This is a genomic window from Halomonas campaniensis, from assembly GCF_002211105.1.
In the GTDB taxonomy this organism is placed as follows: domain Bacteria; phylum Pseudomonadota; class Gammaproteobacteria; order Pseudomonadales; family Halomonadaceae; genus Vreelandella; species Vreelandella campaniensis_A.
In genome coordinates this window covers 774,213-795,785 of sequence record NZ_JPUA01000034.1, presented here as the reverse complement: position 1 = coordinate 795,785, position 21,573 = coordinate 774,213, and the positions used below count along the sequence as shown (strand labels likewise).

Genomic DNA, 21,573 nt, shown 5'->3' with positions numbered 1-21,573 from the left:
GCCAGTTATCCAATCGCTTGGCGACGCTCAAAGCGCCATAGGCCGAAAGCAATTATCAGCGTAATACTCAGCAGTAGCCACGAACCGACACTCACCCCTGCCCACCCGGCCCAGCGCCAGAACGGCTCCAGCCAGAAGCCGCCCAAACTGGCTCCCACGTAATAAAACACCAGGTAGAGCGCCGAAGCACTGCCCCGTGCCCCCTGGGCATAGCGCCCTACCCAGCTGGAGGCCAACGAATGGGCCAGGAAAAAGCCAAAGGCGTTAACGGTTAAACCGACAATAATCAGTAACAGCGAATCCGCTAAGGTAATCGCCGTGCCCAGCATTAAAATGACGACTCCCAGCATCATGCAAGCCGCGGGAGAAAAGCGCCCGGCCAATCGCCCAGAGATCATCGAACCGAAGGTTCCACCGAGATAGGTCAAAAAAATCAGCCCCAGACCACTGGCGGCCAGCAGGTAAGGCGCTGCCGCTAGCCGAAAGGTGATATAGCTGTATTGGTTAATAAAAATCAGGAAGTTAATACCACCCAGACAGTAAGCAGCGAGCAACACCGGATTGCGCACATGACTGATTAAATCGCTGGCTGCTTTGCGCAGCTCGAAGCGCTGGGGAGTAAAGGCGCGGCTATTGGGCAACAGGCGCCAAAATACCGCGCAGCCAACAAGCGTCATGATACCTACCGCTAGAAATGCCGCTGTGGGGCCGCCGACCTCAGCGGCGCCCCCACCGACGATACGCCCGCTGATTCCGCCGAGCGAGTTGGCGCCAATATAGAGCCCCACCGCGCTTAACAGCGCAGGCTTCTCAAACTCATCGCCCATCCAGGCGATCGCCACTGCTGGCAGTCCTCCCAGCACAAAGCCTTGCACCAGGCGTAGCAGCAGCAAGCTTTCAAACGTGGGCGCAAAGGCCAAGGCAATGGAGCATCCACCTGCCAACAGCAGCGTGATGCGCATAATGCCTTCGCGGCCAATGGCATCAGAGAGAGGCCCGAAAACCAGCAGCGCAATGGCTAAGGAGAGGGTCGATACCGACATAAGCAGGCTGACGCCCAAGGTGGAGACCTGATAGGTCTCCTTTAACCCTGGCAGCAGCGGCTGCGGTGCGTATAAGTTGATAAAAACAATAAATGAGCCGAGGCAAAGCGCCAAGGTGGCGCGCCACCAGGCGCGCGTTTTGGCTTTTATCATGCCATTCCTAGATCAATAACGTCTGATTACTGGAAAACAGTGCCGCCCAGTTGGGCCAGATGCGTTGGCTCCAGAGCACGACGTGACTGCCAGTAGTAGCGCTGCCAGTAACTGTTATCCAGGCTGGAGATAATCACCCCTTTTGAGGTCGAGGCGTGGAGAAAATACCCATCGCCTACGTAGATCCCCACATGGTTATAGCGACCCGGCGGGCGGAAGAACACCAGATCGCCCGCCTGCAGCTCTTGGCGGTCGATCGGGCGTCCCTCGTGTACTTGGCCACGGGTGGAACGCGGTAGATCCAAATTGAAAGTGTCACGGTAAACGTTGCGAACCAGGGCCGAACAGTCGATTCCTCTCTCTGAGGTACCGCCAATTCGGTAAGGCGTTCCCGCCCAGCGCTGGTGCTGCGCCAGCAGCGCCTCACGAATCACTGTTGGCGGCGGTACTTGCAAACTGCGCAGATGCGCATCGATGGGATCAACTGGGGACATTTGCGGGTTCGCCCCCATTCCCGGCAACGTCATCGAGAAGTAATTATCTGGGGCCTGCATATTGTTCTGTCGCGCAGAACCTGCGCAGCCAGCGACCAATGTAACTACACAACAAACACTTACAACACGGACAGCGGTCACAGCGGGGCGTGGCAACGCAACCATGCGATTAACCTCGTGACATTGATAAGAAGGCGGTATGACAAATCTAATTTTTCCAGGCAAGACTATAAGCTAGTTATCATATGTTTGGCGAGCATCAATGTAACGTGCGCTGATCGCCCGGCAGGGTATCAATATGCAGTGGCGCAAAATGGCGCGGTTTATTGCCCGGAAAATCCAAGCTCACCCATGGGCCAGCCAAGACCGGCGCACCACATATCCAAGCCACCAGCGCCTGACGAAACCCGGCTAGAAAGCTTTCCCGTTCAGGGGTTTCGCCCATAAAAAATGAGAAGCCGGCATACATCCCCATGGCATACTCCTGCCACCCGGCGTAGTGATCCGCCGCCAATTGGTAAGCACGATCCAATACCTTAGCGAACGCAGCGCTATCGAGCCAGCCTAGCTGCCGCGCGGCGATGGCCAGATCGACCAGTTGGGCAATATCCCAGGCCGCCATATCCACCTCATTGCAGCCATCTTCGTTGTCGCGCACACGACGTAAGCGCAGCAGGTGGTGGCGTTCATCTTCAGCACAGTCGCCGGACTCAAGAATGGCGATCTCAGCGCTTAAGCGCTCAGTATTGAGGGTATAGGGAGCGTAGTTAATCTGATACTCCTGGCGATCCCCCGACTCGAGCATATGGGTCAAAAACTCCTGCATATCACCTGCATTGCTCAAGTGGTAATGGCTCTCCACCCACTCGCGAATCTCGGCGCACTCCCGAGCGCTCTCGGGCTGGGGCTCACTCCACACCGCACTGTTTAGGGGGCCCACCAGCGACATCGCGGTGAAATGACTCAAGGTGGGGCGACTACCCGGTTCACGCCAGGCATCGGGACGCCAATCCAGCCAGTGAAACAGGCTGCCGGGATCTTCAATGTGCCAAATAATTTCATTCACTAACGAAGCGTGCTCAGGCTCAGGCAGACAGCTCTCCCAAGCGAACCAGGCTTCTAACAGGCGCTTGGCATTGGGGTAAAAACGGCACAGACAGCTGCGCAGCGCGCTGGCATATTCCATTAACGGCGCACGATCGAATAAGCCGCTGTCGAGGGACATATGCAGATAGAAGGCGAATTTTTCGGCCATATGAATTGTGGCCGCATGGCGACTTACCCCTTTAACGGCATTGCGCTGCTTAAGCTCTTCTGGGGTCGGTTGGCCAAACCAGCTTTGCGAAGGGGGTAAAACGCCGTGCACTGCATCGGCCGCCAACTGGTTAAGATGATGGGCCTGGGCGGGTAGCCAATAGCGCGCCAGTGCATGAGCGCCTTCATCGGCATGCAGGCCAAGTGACTCCTGCAAATAGAGCGCTGCATCGGCACGCTGCTCTTCCGGCAGCGCCGCGGAGGGGGCTATCTGGCGCAGCATGGCATCCGGTTCGCGTACGCTGGCCAGGGCTAACAGCCAGTGGTGAGGGGTATTACGCCATTGCCGTATACGCGTTTGGGATGCCTTGCGCGTAGGCTCATCCAATAGCTCTCCTGGGGGGCGCTTCCAGGGGCTATAGGCGCTGTGCAGCAACAATTGATGCCGCTCGCTGGGTGTTTTACCCCGCCGATCGATGCCGTCAAATAGACTCTGTCCCCGTCCGTAGGCGTTAAGAACAGCGTGCCAATCATGGTAGCGGCGACTCATCAAGTCGGCGGCGTGCCCTGCCAAATCATCGGCCTCTTCTTGGCTAAGCAAACCACAGCAGGCACCGGCCCAGGCGAGTTCCACAATTCGCAGCCAATCCCAAGCCGCCCACTCAAGCGGTTCGCCTTGGGTGACAAACTTATTCAGCACCGGCGCATAGGGCGAATCTTCCACAACGCTACGCTGCCACTCCATGCGTTGGGCATTGTCCATACTGAGCAATTCGCGCGCTTCGATATCCCAGCGCTGCCGTTCGCCTTGAGCACCTAACCATAGCATCACACCGATAAGTGCGTCGCGGTCATGGACATCCCAGACGTGGGCAAGCCACTCGGAGGCTTCAGGCCAATCGCTTTGGCTGGCGGGATAGACAATAATCGGCCGAAACAGCGCGCATAACCGCCAGCTCTGCGCTTCTGGCTGCTGGGGCCATAGCGAAGCCGGTGCTGGGAGTTCAGCCAAGGCATTTTCAAGCGCGTCCCAGGTAATGCCTTCGCCATCAGTTTCAAGCTTGGCCAGTGCTTGGCAGGCATCAATAAAACGGTCATCGGCCCCCACTTCCCAGCCCCGCGCGCCTAACGCACGGCGCAGATCTGCTAGCCAGGCACGTAGGTCGCTGTAATCACTGGTGATGCGGCGAGTTAGGTGGTGCGCCCAATTGCGCGCCTGATCAGCCTCTAACCAGCCAGCCGCTCCCGCCAACGCGGCCCACTCCAAAGCGCCTAGCAAACGGTCAGCACTACCTGCGGGAGCTCCCAGCCCGTGGAAGAGCTGTTCGGCCAGCTCGCCTCGATTGGTAATGCCCAGTTGTAGCAGGCGCTGCTCTGCCGCCCCTGCATCGACCGCCAGCGGATGAGGAGTAAACGCCCAATCACACAGCACCAGCTGTTGGGCCCACCAGGCATTTAACGCGTCGATCAAGAGGCACCTCGAAAAAGCACAATGACACCAGCAAATAGCCGGAAGTAAAGCTGCCTAGTGTAACGGAAAGTGGTGCGAACACCGATAGCCTTAGGCCTCGGTATGCATAAAACGACACCGCCCGGCAAAAGGCCGGGCGGTGACATACAGGTAGCAACTCAATCGCTACGCTTTTTTAACCTTACTGATTACCCAAAGAAGCACCACGGCACCCACTATCGCGGTAACTAGCGAGCCGATAAAGCCACCAGAGGAAAGGCCTAAAAGGCTGAATAAAAAACCACCAATAACCGCGCCCACGATGCCGACACCAATATTACCCAGGATGCCGAAACCGCCACCGCGCATGATGTTGCCAGCAATCCAACCAGCTAAACCACCAATGATTAACCATGCAATAAAGCCCATATAGTCTCCTTACTATTTCGATTACGGGTTGCAGTTACGCGTTTTACCTTCGAGTCACGCTTGTTCTACCATAGCACACAGCGTTAGTGTTCGGCGCCTATTCGGTATCGATGCTTGGCAACTCTTAAAGGAAAATTCATGATCCCCGACTCGCTCAATCAACTGATTAAAAGCACTCAAGGACAGCAAACGACACAGTGGGAAGGCCGCGACGTGGTGCTTTTCAATATGCCTTGGGGCGAGTTGGTGGTTAGTCTCCAGGGCGCTCAAGTGCTGCACTACTGCCCTGCTGGTGATACCGGCTGGTTATGGCTGACGCCTACGCCCCAGGCGCTGCCAGGCGCTATCCGGGGCGGTATTCCGCTCTGCTGGCCGTGGTTCGCCGACGAGCGCTTTGCCGACGAAAGCCCCCAGCACGATGGCCCCTTCCATGGCCTTGCCCGCCATGCTGAGTGGCGCCTGGATGCTGTCGATGAGCACGCCGAGGGCATTGAGCTTCACCTCTCCCCGTCGCAGCCTCTGCACACACTGCTCACCGCACGCTTGGTGGTACAAGCTAACGCCCAGCGTTTGAACGTGGAGCTGATTAGCGAAAACATTGGCGAAACGCCGATCAAAACCAGCGGCGCGCTGCACACCTATTTAGCCGTTGCCGATACCCATCAGTGCCGCCTGGAAGGTCTCTCCGGCGCGCGCTATCTCGACAAACTGCGCGACTTTGCGGAGAGTGAGCAGCAGGGCACACTGGCCGTTCAAGGCGCCGTTGACCGCATTTACCATACCAATGAAGCCGTACTGCTCAACGATGGCGAGCGCACTCTGCGCATCGGCAAGCAGTCGAGTGACTCCACGGTAGTGTGGCACCCCAATAACGACCTACCCAGCGACACCCCCGCCGAGGCAGCACGCCACTTTATTTGCGTTGAAGCTGCCAATACCCGCCTGGATCCGGTCTGGCTGGTGCCTGGCGCTCAGCACCTACTGGGAACCACCCTCAGCCGCGGTTAATCTTCGGTTCATCAGTGCTTTGCTATCATGTGCTCAATGGCATTTGAGCTAGGGAGATCCAATGGATCCGCAACAATGGCTAGAAGCTGCCACGCTGGCGTTTAATTTAATCGGTATGGTGGTGTGCTTAGTGGGACTAACCTTGGCGCAGAAGATGACCCGCCGCTGGCCAGGCTACACCCTGGCAGGGGTTGGCTTTTTAATTGCCACCCTGCCGATGCTTTCGCAACTGGTATTAATGTTTAGCCAATAAAGGCTAGGAGCCACAAAGGGATCGATAGGATGCGCCAGCCGTTAAGTCGCGAACTGAGCAATTTATTAGAGCGCGGAAGAGATCGCCAACTGCGCTTAGCGGTCACCGGCCTCTCCCAAGCGGGGAAAACCGCGTTTTTGACGTCGCTGGTCAATCAGTTGCGTCACGCAGGCGTTGAGGCGCGGCTCGATTTACTGCCCGCTGCCAGAGAAGGCCGCCTGCTCGGCGCCCAACGGCTTAACCAGCCTGACATGGGCGTGCCGCGGTTTCCCTACGACCCCGGTATGGTCGCCCTGCGTGATACCCCGCCGCGCTGGCCCGAACCCACCCGCGGCATCAGCGAGTTACGCTTACAGCTGCGCTACCGCCCTGCCCGCAGCGGCTGGCTGACCCCTGAAATCGCCCACCTGACCCTGGATCTATTCGACTACCCTGGCGAGTGGCTGCTCGATTTACCGCTGTTACAACACGACTTTTACAGTTGGAGTCAGGCACAGGCGCTACATGAGGGCGAACAGCGCCGCGGCCTGTTTAGCGAATGGCTTGCCGCAGTGGAGCAACTCGACCCTGCTGGTGAAGCTGATGAAGCTCAGCTTGCTGCCCTGGCCGAGGAGTACGCTCAGGGCCTACGGCGCGCCAAAAAGGCCGGTTTTTCCGACCTGCAGCCCGGGCGATTTTTGCTTCCTGGCGAACTGGAAGGTGCGCCGGTTCTGCAGTTTTTCCCGCTGCCGCAGCTCGACGCCTCTCAACACAACACATCGAGAGAAACGCTGGAAGCACTGCCTGCCAACAGCCTTTACGCTACCCTGGCAGCACGCTTTCGCTACTACCAGCAGCAGGTGGTCAAGCCCTTTTATCGCGATCATTTCCGCCGCTTTGACCGCCAGATTGTACTGGTAGACGTGCTGGGCGCGCTCAATGCCGGGCCTGAGCGCTTTGAAGACCTTTCCCGTGCGCTGCGCCAGTTAATGCACAGCTTCGATTATGGTCAACGCAGCCTACTTACGCGCCTCTTCGCGCCTAAAATTGACCGTCTGGCGATTGCCGCCACCAAAGCCGACCACGTCACTCCTGATCAACACGGTCACTTGGTGCAGTTGTTAGAGGCCCTGCTGGCAGAGCCTCTCAAAGATCTACGCTTCGCCAACGTACCGGTTAAAGCGCTCTCGCTGGCAGCGATTCGGGCCACCGAAGCCCGCGAGGTGGTTCATGAAGGTAAGCGCTCACCCGCGCTACGCGGCACCACCCTGGAAGGCGAAGAGGTGCTGGTTTACCCCGGTGATGTGCCCGCAAGGCTGCCCGCTGCCGAATTCTGGCAGCAACAGGGTTTCGACTTCCCCGGCTTTCGCCCGATGCCAACCAGCTCAGAAGCGCTGGATCATATTCGTATGGACGCCGCCATCGACTGGCTGATTGGAGATAAACTGACATGACCACCCCACAGCCACGCCGACATTTTACGCTGGATGATCAACCCGAAAAGGCCTCTGATGCGGAGACACTCCTGCGCCAGCGCGAGGCCTTTACTGGCGCCAGTGAGCACCACCCTGTAGCGCCTCTACCTGAAGATAAAGCGCTACCTGCTGCCAGTTTAGGCGCGCCGCGTAAACGCCGCTGGGGGTTACTGTTTGCCCTGGTAGGCGGGGCCGGACTAGGCACCGCTGAACTGGTCACCGGCATTCCTGATGCAATGGCTCAGTCCCAGTGGCTCGCCATTGCCTGGCAGCTGTTCGGGATCAGCCTGATTGGCTTGGGCGGCCTCTCACTGCTCAAAGAGCTAGGCCGTTTGCGCCGTCTGAAACGCCACGACAAGCTGCGCGGCGACCTTGTCGAACTACCGCTACGCTCACCCAAGCAGGCTCGGGCGATGGCCGAGCAGCTCAGGCGCCAGCTCAAACTCGCCGACGATGATCCCCACTGGCTGGCCTTTCAACGCGCCAGTCAGCCTCACCATAGCGGTGAGGAGATTCAGACCCTGCTGCGTTACCACCTGCTGGCCCCGCGTGACCGCGAAGCCCAGCGCCTGATTACCCGTATGTCCGGCGAAACCGCGATTATGGTCGCGATCAGCCCGCTAACCCTGGTGGATATGGCGCTGGTAGCCTGGAGGAGTCTGGCGATGGTGGATCGGCTCTGCCGCCTGTATGGCCTTGAGCTGGGCTACGCCAGTCGCCTGCGGCTGTTTCGCAATGTTCTGCACAATATGGCCTTTGCCGGTGCCAGCGAACTGGCCACCGACGCCAGTATGGATATGCTCTCGCTGGATTTGGCTGGGCGTCTCTCGGCACGTGCAGGCCAGGGCCTGGCTACCGGGCTGCTTAGCGCACGCCTGGGGCTACGCGCCCAGCGGCTCTGCCGCCCGGTGCCCTTCACTGCCGATGAACAGCCCAGGATCGCGGATCTGCGCCAAGACCTGTGGCGGCAAATCAAACGACTCGATAAAGAAACGGTGCCGCAAAATCGCTAATGGAGTCACCAAACACAAGCCTGTTTTCGGCTAAAGATGGGATTCAACGCTGTTTATCCTCATGATGGGTGTTTGACATAGCATCCTCCAGCGAGGAGACGTAGTGTATGAACACTCCCAATAATCCCGAGTCGCCTTCGGCAACCAGCGACATGCAGACCGACTATGTGGTGGGTCAGGATAATATCAAGGGCCAGCTTGGCCCCATCGGTTTCGATATCCACAACCGCGTTTTTGTCGTATCGGCGCTTGCCTCGGCCATTTTCATCGTCCTCACCCTGCTGTTTCCAGAGCGTGCAGGAAGTATATTCCAGTCCGTTGTCTCCTTCTCGACGGGAACATTGGACTGGTATTTCATGATCCTGGTCGATTTCTTTATTCTATTCTGCTTAGCGCTGGTGGTGCTGCCCTATGGCTCAGTCAGGCTGGGCGGGGCGGATGCGCGACCGGATCACAGCTACCTCTCATGGTTCGCCATGCTGTTCACCGCGGGCATCGGCATCGGCCTGCTGTTCTTTGGCGTACTCGAACCGGTTTACCACGCCAATGTCTCCCTACCACTGGGCATTCCCTCGCCCTTCGGTGCCGATGGTGAACTGGATCCAGCGGCGATTGCCGATGCCAGCGCCATGGGCCTGGCAGGCACCTATCTCCACTGGGGGATTCATGGCTGGGCAGTGTATGTGGTGATGGCGCTGGCGCTGGGGCTGTTTACCTACAACAAAGGCCTGCCGTTTTCGATTCGCTCGGCGTTCTTTCCCATTCTCGGTGAGCGTGTCTGGGGCTGGTGGGGCCATGTGATTGATATTCTGGCGGTGTTTTCAACCCTCTTCGGGCTGGCTACCTCCCTTGGGCTCGGCGCCCAGCAGGCCAATGCGGGGATGAACTTTGTTTTTGGTCTGGAGGTCACCACACTGACCCAGGTCATCGTCATCATTCTAGTCACGGGAGTGGCGCTGGTGTCGGTCTGGCGCGGTCTTGAGGGCGGCTTGAAGAAGCTCTCAGAGATCAACATGATCCTGGCCGTGCTGTTCTTCTTTTTTGTGCTTTTCGCTGGCCCTACTCTGCTGGCCATGACGGGTTTCTGGTCGGGGCTTACCACCTATGTCACTGAGTTTATTCCTCTGTCTGCGCCTTTTGGTCGTGACGACGATGCCTACCGCCAGTCCTGGACGATTTTCTACTGGGCTTGGTGGATTAGCTGGGCACCTTTTGTGGGGATGTTTATCGCTCGGGTATCCCGGGGCCACACGGTGCGTGAATTTATCCTCTGCGTTTTGCTGGTTCCCAGTCTGTTTATCTTTGTCTGGATGGGCGTCTTCGGCTCAACCGCGCTTGATCAGCTCTATGCGAACCCGGCGGCGAGCCTGGTTAAAGAGTATGTGATCGATAACTACAGGCCTGAGCTATCGCTGTTCGGCATGTTGAACGAACTGCCGCTGACGGGTCTGATGTCGACCCTGGGTATCGTCCTGGCACTGATCTTCTTTGTCACCTCCTCGGATTCCGGCTCTCTGGTCATCGACACCATCACCGCCGGTGGCAAAATCGACGCTCCGCGCCCGCAGCGGATGTTCTGGGCGATCGTCGAGGGCCTCATCGCGATCGTGCTGCTTATCGGTGGAGGCCTGACCGCGCTTCAGGCGGGGGTCACCGCCACGGCGATTCCGTTCTCGATTGTGATGCTGCTGATGTGCTACTCGATCATCAAGGCGCTCAATGGTGAGCTGCGGCTTATTGGTAAGTGATACCTGCAACTGAAACCTGCAAGCAATGGTAAGAGGCCCCCTGCTGAAGTTAGCAGGGGGCCTCTTATTTCAATAGGATCAGCCGCAAGCGCTTACGCAATACGCTGCTCAGTCTCGGCATCAAATAGAATCGCCCGCCCCATATCGACGCGCAGTGCTAAGCGCTCCCCAGCCACCACCGCGCATTTAGGCCCAACGCGGGCAGTGACTTCCTGCTCCCCTAGCGGTAAACGCAGCAGAATATCCGCCCCGGTAGGCTCAACCACCGCTACACAGGCGCTCAGCAGCGTGCCTTCGGCTTGGGCGGTTAACCGCTCATCCTCTTCGCTGAAGTGCTCCGGGCGTAGACCAAGAATCACCGACTGATTCAACCGCTCGGCCATGTCGGGGGCGATGCGCGCTTCAGGCCACGGCAGCACCAGTTCCTCCTCCCCCGGTGTGACAATCCGCAGCTGATAACCGCCGTTATTATCTTCCAAAGTGGCACGGATAAAGTTCATCGAGGGTGAACCCATAAAACCGGCCACAAACATATCCACCGGATTGTTGTAGACCTCATCCGGGGTGCCCAACTGTAAAATATGACCGTCACGCATCACTGCAATGCAGTCTGCCAGGGTCATGGCTTCGACCTGATCATGGGTGACGTAAACAATGGTGGTGCCCAGGCGCTGGTGGAGCTTTTTGATCTCGGTGCGCATATCCACGCGCAGTTTGGCATCCAGATTAGAGAGCGGCTCGTCAAACAGGTACACCTTTGGTTCACGGGCAAGCGCCCGCCCCATCGCCACCCGCTGGCGCTGCCCGCCGGAGAGCTGTGCAGGTTTGCGTTCCAGCAGGTGGGTAATTTGCAGTAAGTCGGCCACCCGCTCCACGGCCGCTTCCCGTTCGGCTTTGGACACCTTGCGCATCTCAAGCCCGAAGCTGATGTTCTGGCGTACGGTCATGCTGGGATAAAGCGCGTAGGACTGGAATACCATGGCGATATCCCGATCCGCGGGGGTGCGCCAGGTCACGTCTTCACCATCAATATAAATATTGCCGGAAGTCACAGGCTCTAGCCCGGCAATGGCATTCATCAGCGTGGACTTACCGCAGCCAGAGGGGCCAACCAGAATCAGGAACTCGCCGGAATCGATCGAAATACTGACGTCTTTGAGCACCCGCTCGCTGCCGAACTCTTTGCGCACGTTGTGGATTTCTAACGCTGCCATAATGAAAATCCTATTGTAAAGCGACTGACAAAACCCATTCATTTGGAGGGTCAGAAGTAGCCCGTAGCGGGGGTCTTTCGCCATGGATGGCGAAAGTAGCGCCCATGGATGGGTTCACAGCGCCCCCACGGAGGGCTGCTTCTGACCTTCTAGAAATGGTTGCCCCTCACCTAGTTGTTATTAGCCTTTCACGGAGCCTGCTGTCAGCCCGCGCACGAAGTATTTTCCCGCCAGCACGTACACCACCAGGGTGGGCAGCGCGGCAATCATCGCTGCCGCCATATCCACGTTGTACTCGCGCACGCCGGTGGAGGTATTCACCAGGTTGTTTAGCGCCACGGTAACGGGCTGGGTGTTGTGGGCTGAAAACGCCACGCCAAACAGGAAGTCGTTCCAGATTTGGGTGAACTGCCAAATTACCGAAACAACGATAATGGGAGCGGAAACCGGCAGTAGAATGCGCCAGAAGATGCGGAAGAAACCCGCGCCATCCAGCTTCGCCGCCGATACCAACTCATTAGGGATACCCACGTAGAAGTTGCGGAAAAACAGCGTGGTGAAGGCAATGCCAAAGACTACGTGAACCAAAATCAACCCGGCGCGGGAGCTGGAGATACCCAGCCAGCCGAGGGTTTGCGCCATGGGTAGCAGTACCACCTGGAAGGGAATAAAGCAGCCAAACAGCATTAGTGCAAAGACTAATTCAGAACCTTTGAAGCGCCATTTGGTTAGCGCATAGCCGTTAAGGGCACCGATAGTGGTTGAGATCAGCACCGCTGGAATCACAATCGCAAAGGAGTTCCAGAAGTAGCCGCCAACGCCATCACAGCGCATACCGGTGCAGGCTTCTCCCCAGGCTTTGGTCCACGGTGCCAGTGTCGGGTTTTGCGGAAACGAGAGCAGCGAACCGGGGCTGATTTCGCTCAGCGGCTTCACTGAGGTCATCAGCATCACCACCAGTGGCAGAATATAGAACAGTGCGGCAAGTATCAGCACGCCATAGAGCAGGCCACGGCCCAGCCGCGCAGCGGGCGTCTGACGACGAATCACATTAGCCATGCTTGCGGCTCCTTAGTTCGGAGTAGAGGTACGGAATCAAAATTGCCAGCACGCCACCCAACATCAGCATGGCGCTGGCAGAGCCCAAGCCAATCTGCGCCCGGGTAAAGGCGTGTGCATACATAAAGGTGGCGGGCAAGTCGGTGGCGTAGCCGGGCCCACCGCCGGTGAGTGCGACGACCAGGTCAAAACTCTTAATGGCAATATGGGCCAAGATCATCACCGCGCTAAACACCACCGGGCGTAGGCACGGCATCACCACGCGCAGATAAATCCGCGGCAAGCTGGCGCCATCTAGTTGCGCCGCCTTAATAATGCTGTCGTCGATACCCCGCAGCCCGGCTAAAAACAGCGCCATCACAAACCCGGACGCCTGCCACACGGCAGCAATCACCAGGGTATAAATCGCCATATCCGGATCCACAATCCAGTCAAAGCGGAAAGACTCAAAGCCCCAGCTTTGCACCATCGCTTGAATGCCCAATTGCGGATTAAGCAGCCACTTCCACACCACCCCGGTAACAATAAAGGAGAGTGCCATGGGGTAGAGGTAGATCGTGCGCAGTGCTCCCTCCTGGCGAATTTTCTGATCAAGCAGTATCGCCAGCAGCGCACCAATCACCAGGCAAATCACCACGAACAGCACGCCAAAAATCATCAGGTTGGTCGAGGCAACCCACCAGCGCTCATTGGCCATTAAGCGTGCATATTGACCAAAGCCGACAAAGTCATAGCTGGGCAGCATGCGCGAGCTGGTTAGCGAGAGCACGAACGTCCACAGCATGAAGCCGTAAACAAAGAACAGCGAAATGGCCACCGACGGTGCCAGCACCAGGCGAGGCAGCCACGCTTGCAAACCACCGGATGGCGTCGACCGCTTAGCGCCAGCCCCTAAAGGCGTCGCAGAGGTATTTTTCATGGGGAGGGAATCTCTCATGGAGAAGTATCCTTGCCAAGCAACGAAGGCGCCGCCGTTGCGGCGGCGCCTGAAGAACGCTATATCTAGAAAAGCCTAGAAAGAGGCCGCTTCGGCGGCGCTCACCATACGTTCTGCCGCTTCTTCAGCAGGCATATCGGCGTCGTTGAAGTAGTTGGTAACCACGTCAAAAATGGCGCCCTGAATATCCGCGCGTACGGCCATGCCATGGGCCATACTCGGCACTAGGCCACCCTCTTCGGCGGTGCGCTGGAAATCAGCCAACGACTGCTGGGCGCAGCTATCGAATTCGCTCATGTCCAGATCAGGCCGCGCAGGAATCGAGCCTTTAGCAAGGTTAAACGCTTCCTGGAAAGTAGGCTCAAGCACGAGGCGGGCTAACGCTTCCTGCGCCTCGCGCTCCTCGTCGTCGGTGACGCGGAACATGGCCAGGCTATCGATGTTGAAGGTGAACGCATCTTCGGTGCCCGGCGCTGCTGCACAGAGGTAATCTTCCCCGGCGGTCAGTCCGGCCGCGGTAAACTCCCCTTTCGCCCAATCGCCCATGAGCTGAAACCCAGCCACTCCCTCAATCACCATCGCCGTGGCAACATTCCAGTCGCGACCGGACATGCCCTCATCCATTAGCTCGCGCATACGCTTGAAATCCTCAAGAGCAGCGACCATCTGTTCGCCCCCCAGTGCTTCAGGGTCTAGCTCCACCAGCGCCTGCTGATAAAACTCGCTCCCTTGACCGCCAAGCACTACGCTTTCGAATACCGTCGCGTCCTGCCAGGCCTGACCTCCGTGAGCCAGCGGCACGAAACCCGCTTCGCGGATAGCCTCGCCTGCCTCGAACAATTCGTCCAGCGTGGTAGGCATCTCTACGCCTGCTGCTTCAAGCACTTCCGGGTTGGCCCACAGCCAGTTTACCCGGTGCACGTTGACGGGTACCGCCACGTATTTGCCGTCGTGACGCATGATATCGGCCACGACTTCCGGTAGCAGTTCATCCCAGCCTTCCGCATCGGCAACGCCGTTCAGGTCACCGAGCAAGCCAAGCTCACCCCACTCCTGGATTTCGGGGCCTTTGATTTGTGCGGCAGATGGTGGGTTGCCCGACATGGCACGGGATTTAAGCACCGTCATGGCGGTTTCACCGCCGCCACCGGCCACGGCGAAATCTTGCCAACCGTAGCCTTCAGCTTCCATTAACTCTTTAAGCACGTTGGCAGCGCGAGCTTCACCACCGGAAGTCCACCAGTGCAGCACTTCAACTTCATTCGCTTGAGCGGTGGTGGCGAGCGTGGCGCCTGCCAGAGCAAGCGCGAGGGTCGTCTTCTTTAACGTCGACATGGAGTAACTCCTTATATTGTTATTGTCCTCTCGGACGTGCGACATCCAAGAGGTTACGCCAAGGTGAGCGTCAACGGGAGTTACCGAGTACTGCATAGTGTTGGGGTTTTATTACAAACCTGTAATAGTTTCCTGTCGAGGTAGCGCGAGGGTGACCACCAGCCCACCATCAGCATGGTTGGCGAGCTGAATATCGCCGCCGTGGGCACGGGCAATATGCCGAGCAATTCCCAGTCCCAGGCCGCTGCCGCCGGTATGTCGGCTGCGTGAGGGCTCCAGGCGCACAAAGGGCGAAAACACCCGCCCCAATTGCTCTTCGGGTATACCTGGGCCGTGGTCACGAATACGCATGGTGACCGCGTTACCGTGATCTATTAGCTGCACATCGGCCTGCTTGCCATAGAACACCGCGTTCTCAAGCAGGTTTGCCAAGCAGCGTTTAAGCGCTACCGGTTTGACAATCAGCGGCGCGATAAGAGAACCACTTTTAATCTCAATAGTGACCTTCCCCCCCTGAAGGCTAAGCTCTTCGGCCAACTCTTCGATCAGGTGCGTTAGATCAACGGACGTCGGCTCTTCGTGCAGATCCAAGCCTTTCACGGAGGCCAAGGCGCCCTTTACCAAGCTATCCAATTCATCCAATGAGGCGCAAAAACGTTCGCGCTGATAGTCATCTTCGAGCATCTCAGCGCGCAGGCGCATGCGGGTTAACGGCGTTTTTAAATCATGGGAAATCGCCGAAAACAGCCGTTCACGCTCCTCAATCTGCTCGCGAATACGCCGCTGCATACGATTGAACGCCGCGGCGGTGGCGGCAACCTCTTTCGGCCCACTCTCTTTGAGTGGCGGCATATCCAAATCATCGCCCAACTGATTCGCTGCCCGTGAAAGCCGCGCCAGTGGCCGGGTCACGCTGGTAATACCCAATAGCGAAAGCGCCAGCACGCTCAGCAGCACCAGTAGCCCGACCAGCAAACGCTCCTCAGAGAGCCAGCGATAGCCGCTGAAAATATCCGGTACGCCTAGCAGCGTGGCGACATAGAGCCAGGTGCCTGGGGCAAGTTCCAACTGAACCACTAGAATCGGCGGCGAGAGTGGCTCCATCAGCAGGCTGTGCTGCCCCCAGCGGGGCGGCAGATCGTAGAGAAGCACTTCGTTATTGAGCACCCGCAGGTTTTCCGGGCGGGAGAACTCGACAATCACATCATCGATATTGAGCTGCCGGGTGAGCACCGAACGCACATTATTCACCACCACCTCTTTTTCCGGCCCCGAGCCAATATCGTCGATGGTCAGCCTGCGCTCGTTGACGCTAACAAAAAAGCGCGTGCCGCCCATATTTCGCAGCTGATCGAGCACAATATGGCGGTAGTCAACGGGCAGTGAGCGGAAAAACTTCATGGTGGAGGCGATGCTAAACGCCATATTGGTAGACAGCTCATCCAGCTGTGCCAAGTGGCTGGAGCGCACCTGGGAAGTCCAGATCGCGTAGCTGGCCCCTTGGGCGACCAGCACCCCGGCGATCATAATGATCACAAAACGCCCACGCAGCGAAGCCGGTAGCCAGCGGGCTGCTCGTCGGGATAAGCGTCGACGAATGGTTGCCCACTCCACGCGTCTCACGTTAATGCATCTACTTGGGCGGTTAACACATAGCCTGCCCCGCGCACCGTTCGAATCAACTGCGAGTGCTGGGCATCTTCACCCAGCCGTTGGCGCAGGCGGCAAACGTGGACATCAATGGAGCGATCAAGCGGCGGCGCGTCCCGCCCCCGGGTAAGCGCGTAGAGATCATCCCGAGTGAGTACCTTCGCCGGATGCTCCAAAAACACCTGCAGTAGCTGAAAATCAGCCCCTGAAAGCGCGGCGCGCTCGCCCTGCAGGTCAATCAACTCGCGGGTCATGCGGTCGAGCTGCCAATTACCAAAACTGACCCAGCGCGCCTGCCCCGCAGGCAACTCTGGTGGAGCACTGCGGGTGCGTCGCAGTACCGCTTTGACGCGCGCCAGCAATTCGCGGGGATTAAACGGCTTGCCCAAGTAGTCATCAGCACCCAGCTCAAGGCCAAGAATACGGTCAGTCTCATCGGCACTGGCGGTGAGCATGATGATCGGAACATCGCTATGCTTGCGGACGTCGCGGCAGATGGTAAAGCCGTCGTCACCGGGGAGCATTAAATCGACGATCAACAAGTCAGGCGTGTGTTCCGCCCGCAGGGTATGCAGCGCTTGGGCACCGTCCGCCGTAAATACCCGGTAACCGTGCCGCCCCAGGTAGTCAGCGAGCAATTCACAAATTTCCGGGTCATCGTCGACCACAATCAAAGTAGCAGGGGTTGTCGTCATCTCAGCGGGTTCAGCCCTACGCTATTGTCGTTATTGGGCCTTGATGATGGTCGAGGGGCTAGGCAGTAGCAATAGCGCTACGACCAAGGTTGCATTAGCCGTGTATTTATTGGCGCTTAAAGCCCAAAGCGCTTTTTCAGCCATACGGCAACGGCGGCCTCACCATGGTGGCCAATGCGTTCGGCGCCTTTTATACGGTCGAATAGATCAGGGTGAGCATTGGCCATGACTTGTGCCTCTCCTGCCAGGTCAAGCATTTCGGTATCGTTAAGGTTGTCGCCAAACGCTAAACAATCGGCGGGCGTTAAACCCAACCGTTCCAGCAGTGATGACAGCGCCACACCTTTGTTGACTCCACCGGCCATGATTTCCAAAGAATCAATCGTGGAGTAGGTAATATGCAGCGCGTCACCGTGGGCCTCTTGCGCCTGGGCTTCTAGCAGTTTTAGCGCGTTTGGATCACCTAGATAGAGCACTTTGCCTACCCCGTTAGTGTCCATTTGCGCGGGCGGCACGACTTCATAGCCAAACCCTGTGGAGGCGTGAAGTGATAATAAGTACGGGGCCTCTGAGTCAATATGCCAGCCGCTTTCGCGATAAAGGTTAAGCCGTACTTGAGGCGGACGCGGAAGACCAATTAGCGTTCTTGCATGTTCAGGCTCAAGGTGATTAGCCGCCAGCAAGGTATCTTCGGGGTCGTGAACATAGGCGCCGTTGGTGCTGATCAAGTGCGCGGGAATATCCAACTGATCACGAAACACCTTCATATCGTAGTAGTGGCGGCCAGAGGCGAGCGCGACATGATGACCTTGCTTCACCAATGCCCTCAGCACCTCTACAGTGCTTTCGTGCAGGGTGTGGTCGCTTCCTAATAGGGTTCCATCCAGGTCAGAAACAATCAGGCGAGGTGTCATAGCGCGCTCCGTGAGTATGGTGCTTTAGCTTAACCGATTGATTCCTGGGACGCCTAGCCGTCGCTGGCTAGGATGCCAGGCACAATGGCCGCTCCACCTCGCAGGCTCGGCCATTGGGCAACATCAATGGGATGAAAGCCCCAAGGCGACCGCCTCTGCTTGTTCATCCAAGATTATATGAACCACACCTCGCTGCAGTCGCTGCACGCCGTGGGCCCCCAGGCCAGCCAGAGCCGCCTCGTCTAGTACAGAGATATTAGCTAGTTCCAAACGCAGCCGAGTGGATGCCACCGCCGTCGCACTATGCACATTGCGCTCGCCGCCCAGCGCTTGCTGCCAAGCCTGACGACGCTGAGGTGTTATGGGCGCTATGGCGGTTGGCGGGGGCGCAACAGAGTTAGGCGACCGTGGTTCGGCAGGCTGCACCGGTGCTTCACCAGTGGCGCTTAGCGCGGCGCGTATATCATCAACCACTGCGTCGGCGATAGGCCCTACAATGACCTGAATTCCACCGCCTTGAAGGCGCAGGAGCCCTCGTGACCCCAGCGCCTTAAGAGCCGCCTCGTCGATAGCATCAGGGTTGTCCAATACTAAGCGGAGCCGAGTCGTACAGGCGCCAACGCTTTGCAGGTTTGCTGCGCCCCCCAGAGCGGCAACAAAGGCTGGGCCTCGCTCACTGGGAGCAGCTTCCGTCCCAACGGGTGCTGTTGTCTCTGGGTCACGGCCCGGCGTTGGCAGGTCGAAGCGCACAATCGCCCAGCGAAATACTGTGTAGTAGATGCCAGCGTAGACCAGCCCCACCGGCAGCATCAGCCAGCCGTTAGTAGAAAGCCCATACGAGAGCGCGAAGTCGAAGGCCCCGGCGGAAAAAGTGAAGCCCAGTTTAACGTCAAGCCAGTGAAGCAGGGCTACAGAGATACCGGTTAATAAAGCGTGTAGGCCATAGAGAAGCGGCGCCAGGAACATAAAGGTAAATTCGATGGGTTCGGTCACACCGGTAAGGAAGGCGGTCAACGCCAGCGACAACAGCAGACCACCCACCTGGGCACGTCGCCCTTTCGGCGCGGCGTGGTACATGGCCAGCGCTGCGGCTGGCAGGCCGAACATCATCACCGGGAAAAAGCCCGCCATAAAACGACCTGCGGTAGGATCTCCGGCGAAGAAGCGGTTGAGGTCGCCGGTGATAATCGCCCCAGAGGCTGTCTCAAAGCTGCCAAAAACAAACCAGACCAAGCTGTTGAGCACATGGTGCAGGCCAGTAACGATCAGTAGCCGATTGAGCACTCCATAGACGAACAGACCTAACTCACCAGCATCAATGAGCCATTGGCCCAGCGAATCGATACCGTGCTGGATAGGAGGCCAGATAGCCCCGAAGGCGAATCCCAGCACCACAGCGGCAAGGCCGGTGACAATAGGCACAAAGCGCCGCCCGCCGAAGAAAGCCAAATAGTCTGGCAGTTGGATTGCTTGGTAGCGGTTATAAAGCAAGCCCGCCACACTGCCGATGATGATGCCCGCCAACACCCCCATATTAATATCTGGATTGAGAGAGTTCAGCACTGCATCTAGAACCAAGTAACCAATAACACCGGCCAGGCCCGCTGCGCCATTGCTGTCATTGGCAAAGCCCACCGCCAAACCAATGGCAAAGATCAGCGCCAGGTTAGCGAATATTGCTTCGCCCGCACTGGCGATAAAGGCAATATCCAGCAGATCGGGCTGGCCCAGACGTAATAGCAGGCCAGCGATAGGTAACACCGCAATGGGCAGCATCAGAGAGCGGCCCAGTTGCTGTAGCCCGCCCATCATGCGGGCTCCCAAAGTCATAATAGCCATATCAGCACCTCGCGAAGGGAGTTGTTATTGGGGAGGCCTCATCATCCAGGGCCAGCAGCTCGCCGAGGCGCAAGCGCACCGAGACAGCATCAGGTAAGGCCAGTAGTTCCGGGATGTTGGCTGCCAAGGCGGCGGTGTCCAGACGGCGCAAAGCAGCCTTGACTGCCGGAATTCGCGCAGGCTCTACTGAGAGCTCATCGACCCCCATAGCTACTAGCAAAGGAGCAGCCAGTTCGTCACTGGCCGCACTGCCACATACGCCGACGGAACAGCGCTTGGCGGCGCCAGCGACCGACGCTTGGATCAGGCGCAGTACCGCCGGGTGCAGTACATCCGCCCGGCTAGACAGCGCTGGATCTTCACGATCCATGGCCAGGGTGTACTGGGTTAAGTCGTTGGTGCCAATGGAAAGGAAGTCTGCCTCGTCGGCAAGACTGGCAGCGCAGAGTGCGGCGCTAGGCACTTCGATCATGGCCCCTAACCGCGGCCGTTCACTCAGCCCTAACTCAGCGGTCAGCGCCTCTAAACGCTGGCGCACTTCGCGTAGCTCGGAGGCTTCGCTCACCATAGGCAGCATGATATGCAGCGCTTTCAATGGGGTAACGCCCAGTAACGCTCGTAGCTGTGTCTCCAAGAGATTGGGCTGGCTTTGCCAAAGGCGCACGCCGCGCACTCCTAACGCTGGATTAGGCACGGTTGGCAAACGTAGATAAGGAAGCTGCTTGTCGGCGCCGATATCCAGCGTGCGAATAATCACTGGCTTACCGCCCAAGGCCGTTAAAGCGGCCTGGTATTCTTCGCGCTGAGTGAACTCATCGGGGGCGCTATCACGTCCCAAGAACAGGAACTCGCTGCGCAGTAAGCCTACGCCATCGGCACCTGACGCTGCCGCTAAGCGCGCCTCTTCGGCACCGCCAATATTGGCACACACTTCAATAGTGCGTCCGTCTAGGGTGGTGGCTGGCTCATGAGCGGCCTCCCGCGCCGTCTCGGCTTGCTGTCGGCGAACCTCAATCCGCTCGGCCATCTCGGCCAGTTGTATCGGCGTTGGCTTCAGTGCCAAGCAGCCTTCCTCGGCATCTAGCATGACGCTTTCAGAAGAGACCTCATGAGCTGCTTCCAATAGCTCCTGTCCCATTGCCACGAGACAAGGGATACCCCGTGCCCGCGCCAGGATAGCCACATGAGAAGTGGTGCCACCGCCAGCAAGGCAAAGCCCCGCGGGGTGCTGGTCAGCCACGGCTACCAACTCCGACGGTGTTAAGTCCTCCGCCACCAAGATGGCGTCTTCAGGCAGCTCAGGAGCTGCCTCTTGATGGTCGTCGCTCAGCACCACCATCACACGACGCTGCAGGTCGCGCAGATCCGCGACACGGGCAGCCAGCAAGTCGTTACCGTTAGCAGCAAGCCGCTCTGCTTCAGCGTCTAATGCTTCCCGCAAGGCTTGGCCAGCACTGCGGCCATCACTAATCCGCGCCTCTGCCGCCGCGACTAAGTTCGGATCTTCAAGCCAGGCGCCATGGGCTGCAAAGATTTCCGCCTCGGCGACCTGCCCTTGGTGTGTCGCCTGCACCTCGGCCTTTGCTAAATCGTCACTGATACGGTTCAGTGCCTGTTTAAGGCGTGGGGAC

The 21,573-nt window shown here is 58.1% G+C and carries 18 protein-coding genes; 5 read left to right on the top strand and 13 right to left on the bottom strand.

Features of this window, described 5'->3' with window-relative positions:
• Positions 1-5: 5 nt before the first annotated feature.
• From JI62_RS16070 to JI62_RS16055, 4 genes are all read right to left on the bottom strand, one after another.
• Complete coding sequence (locus tag JI62_RS16070) at positions 6-1,196, bottom strand: MFS transporter (RefSeq protein ID WP_088701102.1); 1,191 nt, start codon at positions 1,194-1,196, stop codon at positions 6-8.
• Between the two features lie 26 nt (positions 1,197-1,222).
• Positions 1,223-1,750 carry a C40 family peptidase gene (locus JI62_RS16065; protein ID WP_088701101.1) on the bottom strand — a complete coding sequence of 176 codons (528 nt, stop codon included), beginning with the start codon at positions 1,748-1,750 and terminating at the stop codon, positions 1,223-1,225.
• A 199-nt stretch (positions 1,751-1,949) separates the two neighbouring features.
• The gene (locus JI62_RS16060; protein ID WP_088701100.1) at positions 1,950-4,415 is read right to left on the bottom strand and encodes a YbeU/YbeR family protein; all 2,466 of its coding nucleotides are present in this window, start codon (positions 4,413-4,415) and stop codon (positions 1,950-1,952) included.
• Positions 4,416-4,580: 165 nt separating this feature from the next.
• Positions 4,581-4,823: a GlsB/YeaQ/YmgE family stress response membrane protein gene (locus JI62_RS16055; RefSeq protein WP_008958536.1), complete on the bottom strand. Its 243-nt coding sequence runs from the start codon at positions 4,821-4,823 to the stop codon at positions 4,581-4,583.
• 138 nt (positions 4,824-4,961) lie between these two features.
• Here JI62_RS16055 and JI62_RS16050 point away from each other — a divergent pair, with 138 nt between their 5' ends.
• The 5 genes from JI62_RS16050 to JI62_RS16030 all read left to right on the top strand — a co-directional run bounded on the left by JI62_RS16050 (position 4,962) and on the right by JI62_RS16030 (position 10,299).
• Positions 4,962-5,831: a D-hexose-6-phosphate mutarotase gene (locus JI62_RS16050; RefSeq protein WP_088701099.1), complete on the top strand. Its 870-nt coding sequence runs from the start codon at positions 4,962-4,964 to the stop codon at positions 5,829-5,831.
• A 61-nt stretch (positions 5,832-5,892) separates the two neighbouring features.
• Entirely contained in the window at positions 5,893-6,084 is a 192-nt protein-coding gene (locus tag JI62_RS16045; RefSeq protein WP_022520445.1) for a hypothetical protein, read from the top strand.
• Positions 6,085-6,113: 29 nt separating this feature from the next.
• Complete coding sequence (locus tag JI62_RS16040; protein WP_088701098.1) at positions 6,114-7,517, top strand: YcjX family protein; 1,404 nt, start codon at positions 6,114-6,116, stop codon at positions 7,515-7,517.
• Positions 7,514-8,551, top strand: a complete 1,038-nt coding sequence (locus JI62_RS16035) for a YcjF family protein (protein ID WP_088701097.1) — start codon at positions 7,514-7,516, stop codon at positions 8,549-8,551. The genes JI62_RS16040 and JI62_RS16035 overlap by 4 nt, the downstream gene beginning before the upstream one ends.
• Positions 8,552-8,658: 107 nt before the next feature.
• Positions 8,659-10,299 carry a BCCT family transporter gene (locus tag JI62_RS16030; protein WP_088701096.1) on the top strand — a complete coding sequence of 547 codons (1,641 nt, stop codon included), beginning with the start codon at positions 8,659-8,661 and terminating at the stop codon, positions 10,297-10,299.
• Positions 10,300-10,391: 92 nt separating this feature from the next.
• Here the strand turns inward: JI62_RS16030 and JI62_RS16025 are convergent, their stop codons facing one another.
• From JI62_RS16025 to ptsP, 9 genes are all read right to left on the bottom strand, one after another.
• Positions 10,392-11,513: an ABC transporter ATP-binding protein gene (locus tag JI62_RS16025; RefSeq protein ID WP_088701095.1), complete on the bottom strand. Its 1,122-nt coding sequence runs from the start codon at positions 11,511-11,513 to the stop codon at positions 10,392-10,394.
• A gap of 180 nt (positions 11,514-11,693) precedes the next feature.
• Positions 11,694-12,572, bottom strand: coding sequence for a carbohydrate ABC transporter permease (locus JI62_RS16020; RefSeq protein ID WP_088701094.1), 879 nt, complete (start codon positions 12,570-12,572; stop codon positions 11,694-11,696).
• Positions 12,565-13,491, bottom strand: a complete 927-nt coding sequence (locus JI62_RS16015) for a carbohydrate ABC transporter permease (RefSeq protein ID WP_088701093.1) — start codon at positions 13,489-13,491, stop codon at positions 12,565-12,567. The genes JI62_RS16020 and JI62_RS16015 overlap by 8 nt, the downstream gene beginning before the upstream one ends.
• A 93-nt stretch (positions 13,492-13,584) precedes the next feature.
• Entirely contained in the window at positions 13,585-14,844 is a 1,260-nt protein-coding gene (locus tag JI62_RS16010) for an ABC transporter substrate-binding protein (protein WP_088701092.1), read from the bottom strand.
• A gap of 111 nt (positions 14,845-14,955) precedes the next feature.
• A complete protein-coding gene (locus JI62_RS16005) occupies positions 14,956-16,467 on the bottom strand; it encodes an ATP-binding protein (protein WP_088701091.1) in 1,512 nt (503 codons plus the stop codon).
• Positions 16,464-17,189, bottom strand: coding sequence for a response regulator (locus JI62_RS16000; RefSeq protein WP_088701090.1), 726 nt, complete (start codon positions 17,187-17,189; stop codon positions 16,464-16,466). The genes JI62_RS16005 and JI62_RS16000 overlap by 4 nt, the downstream gene beginning before the upstream one ends.
• Positions 17,190-17,305: 116 nt before the next feature.
• Entirely contained in the window at positions 17,306-18,103 is a 798-nt protein-coding gene (locus JI62_RS15995; RefSeq protein ID WP_088701089.1) for a Cof-type HAD-IIB family hydrolase, read from the bottom strand.
• Between the two features lie 123 nt (positions 18,104-18,226).
• Positions 18,227-19,942 (bottom strand): N-acetylglucosamine-specific PTS transporter subunit IIBC, encoded by a 1,716-nt coding sequence (nagE, locus tag JI62_RS15990; RefSeq protein ID WP_088701088.1) that lies wholly within the window; start codon positions 19,940-19,942, stop codon positions 18,227-18,229.
• A gap of 1 nt (position 19,943) precedes the next feature.
• Positions 19,944-21,573 (bottom strand): phosphoenolpyruvate--protein phosphotransferase (gene ptsP / locus JI62_RS22955; protein WP_240513269.1); only part of this gene is annotated, 1,630 nt, incomplete at its 5' end.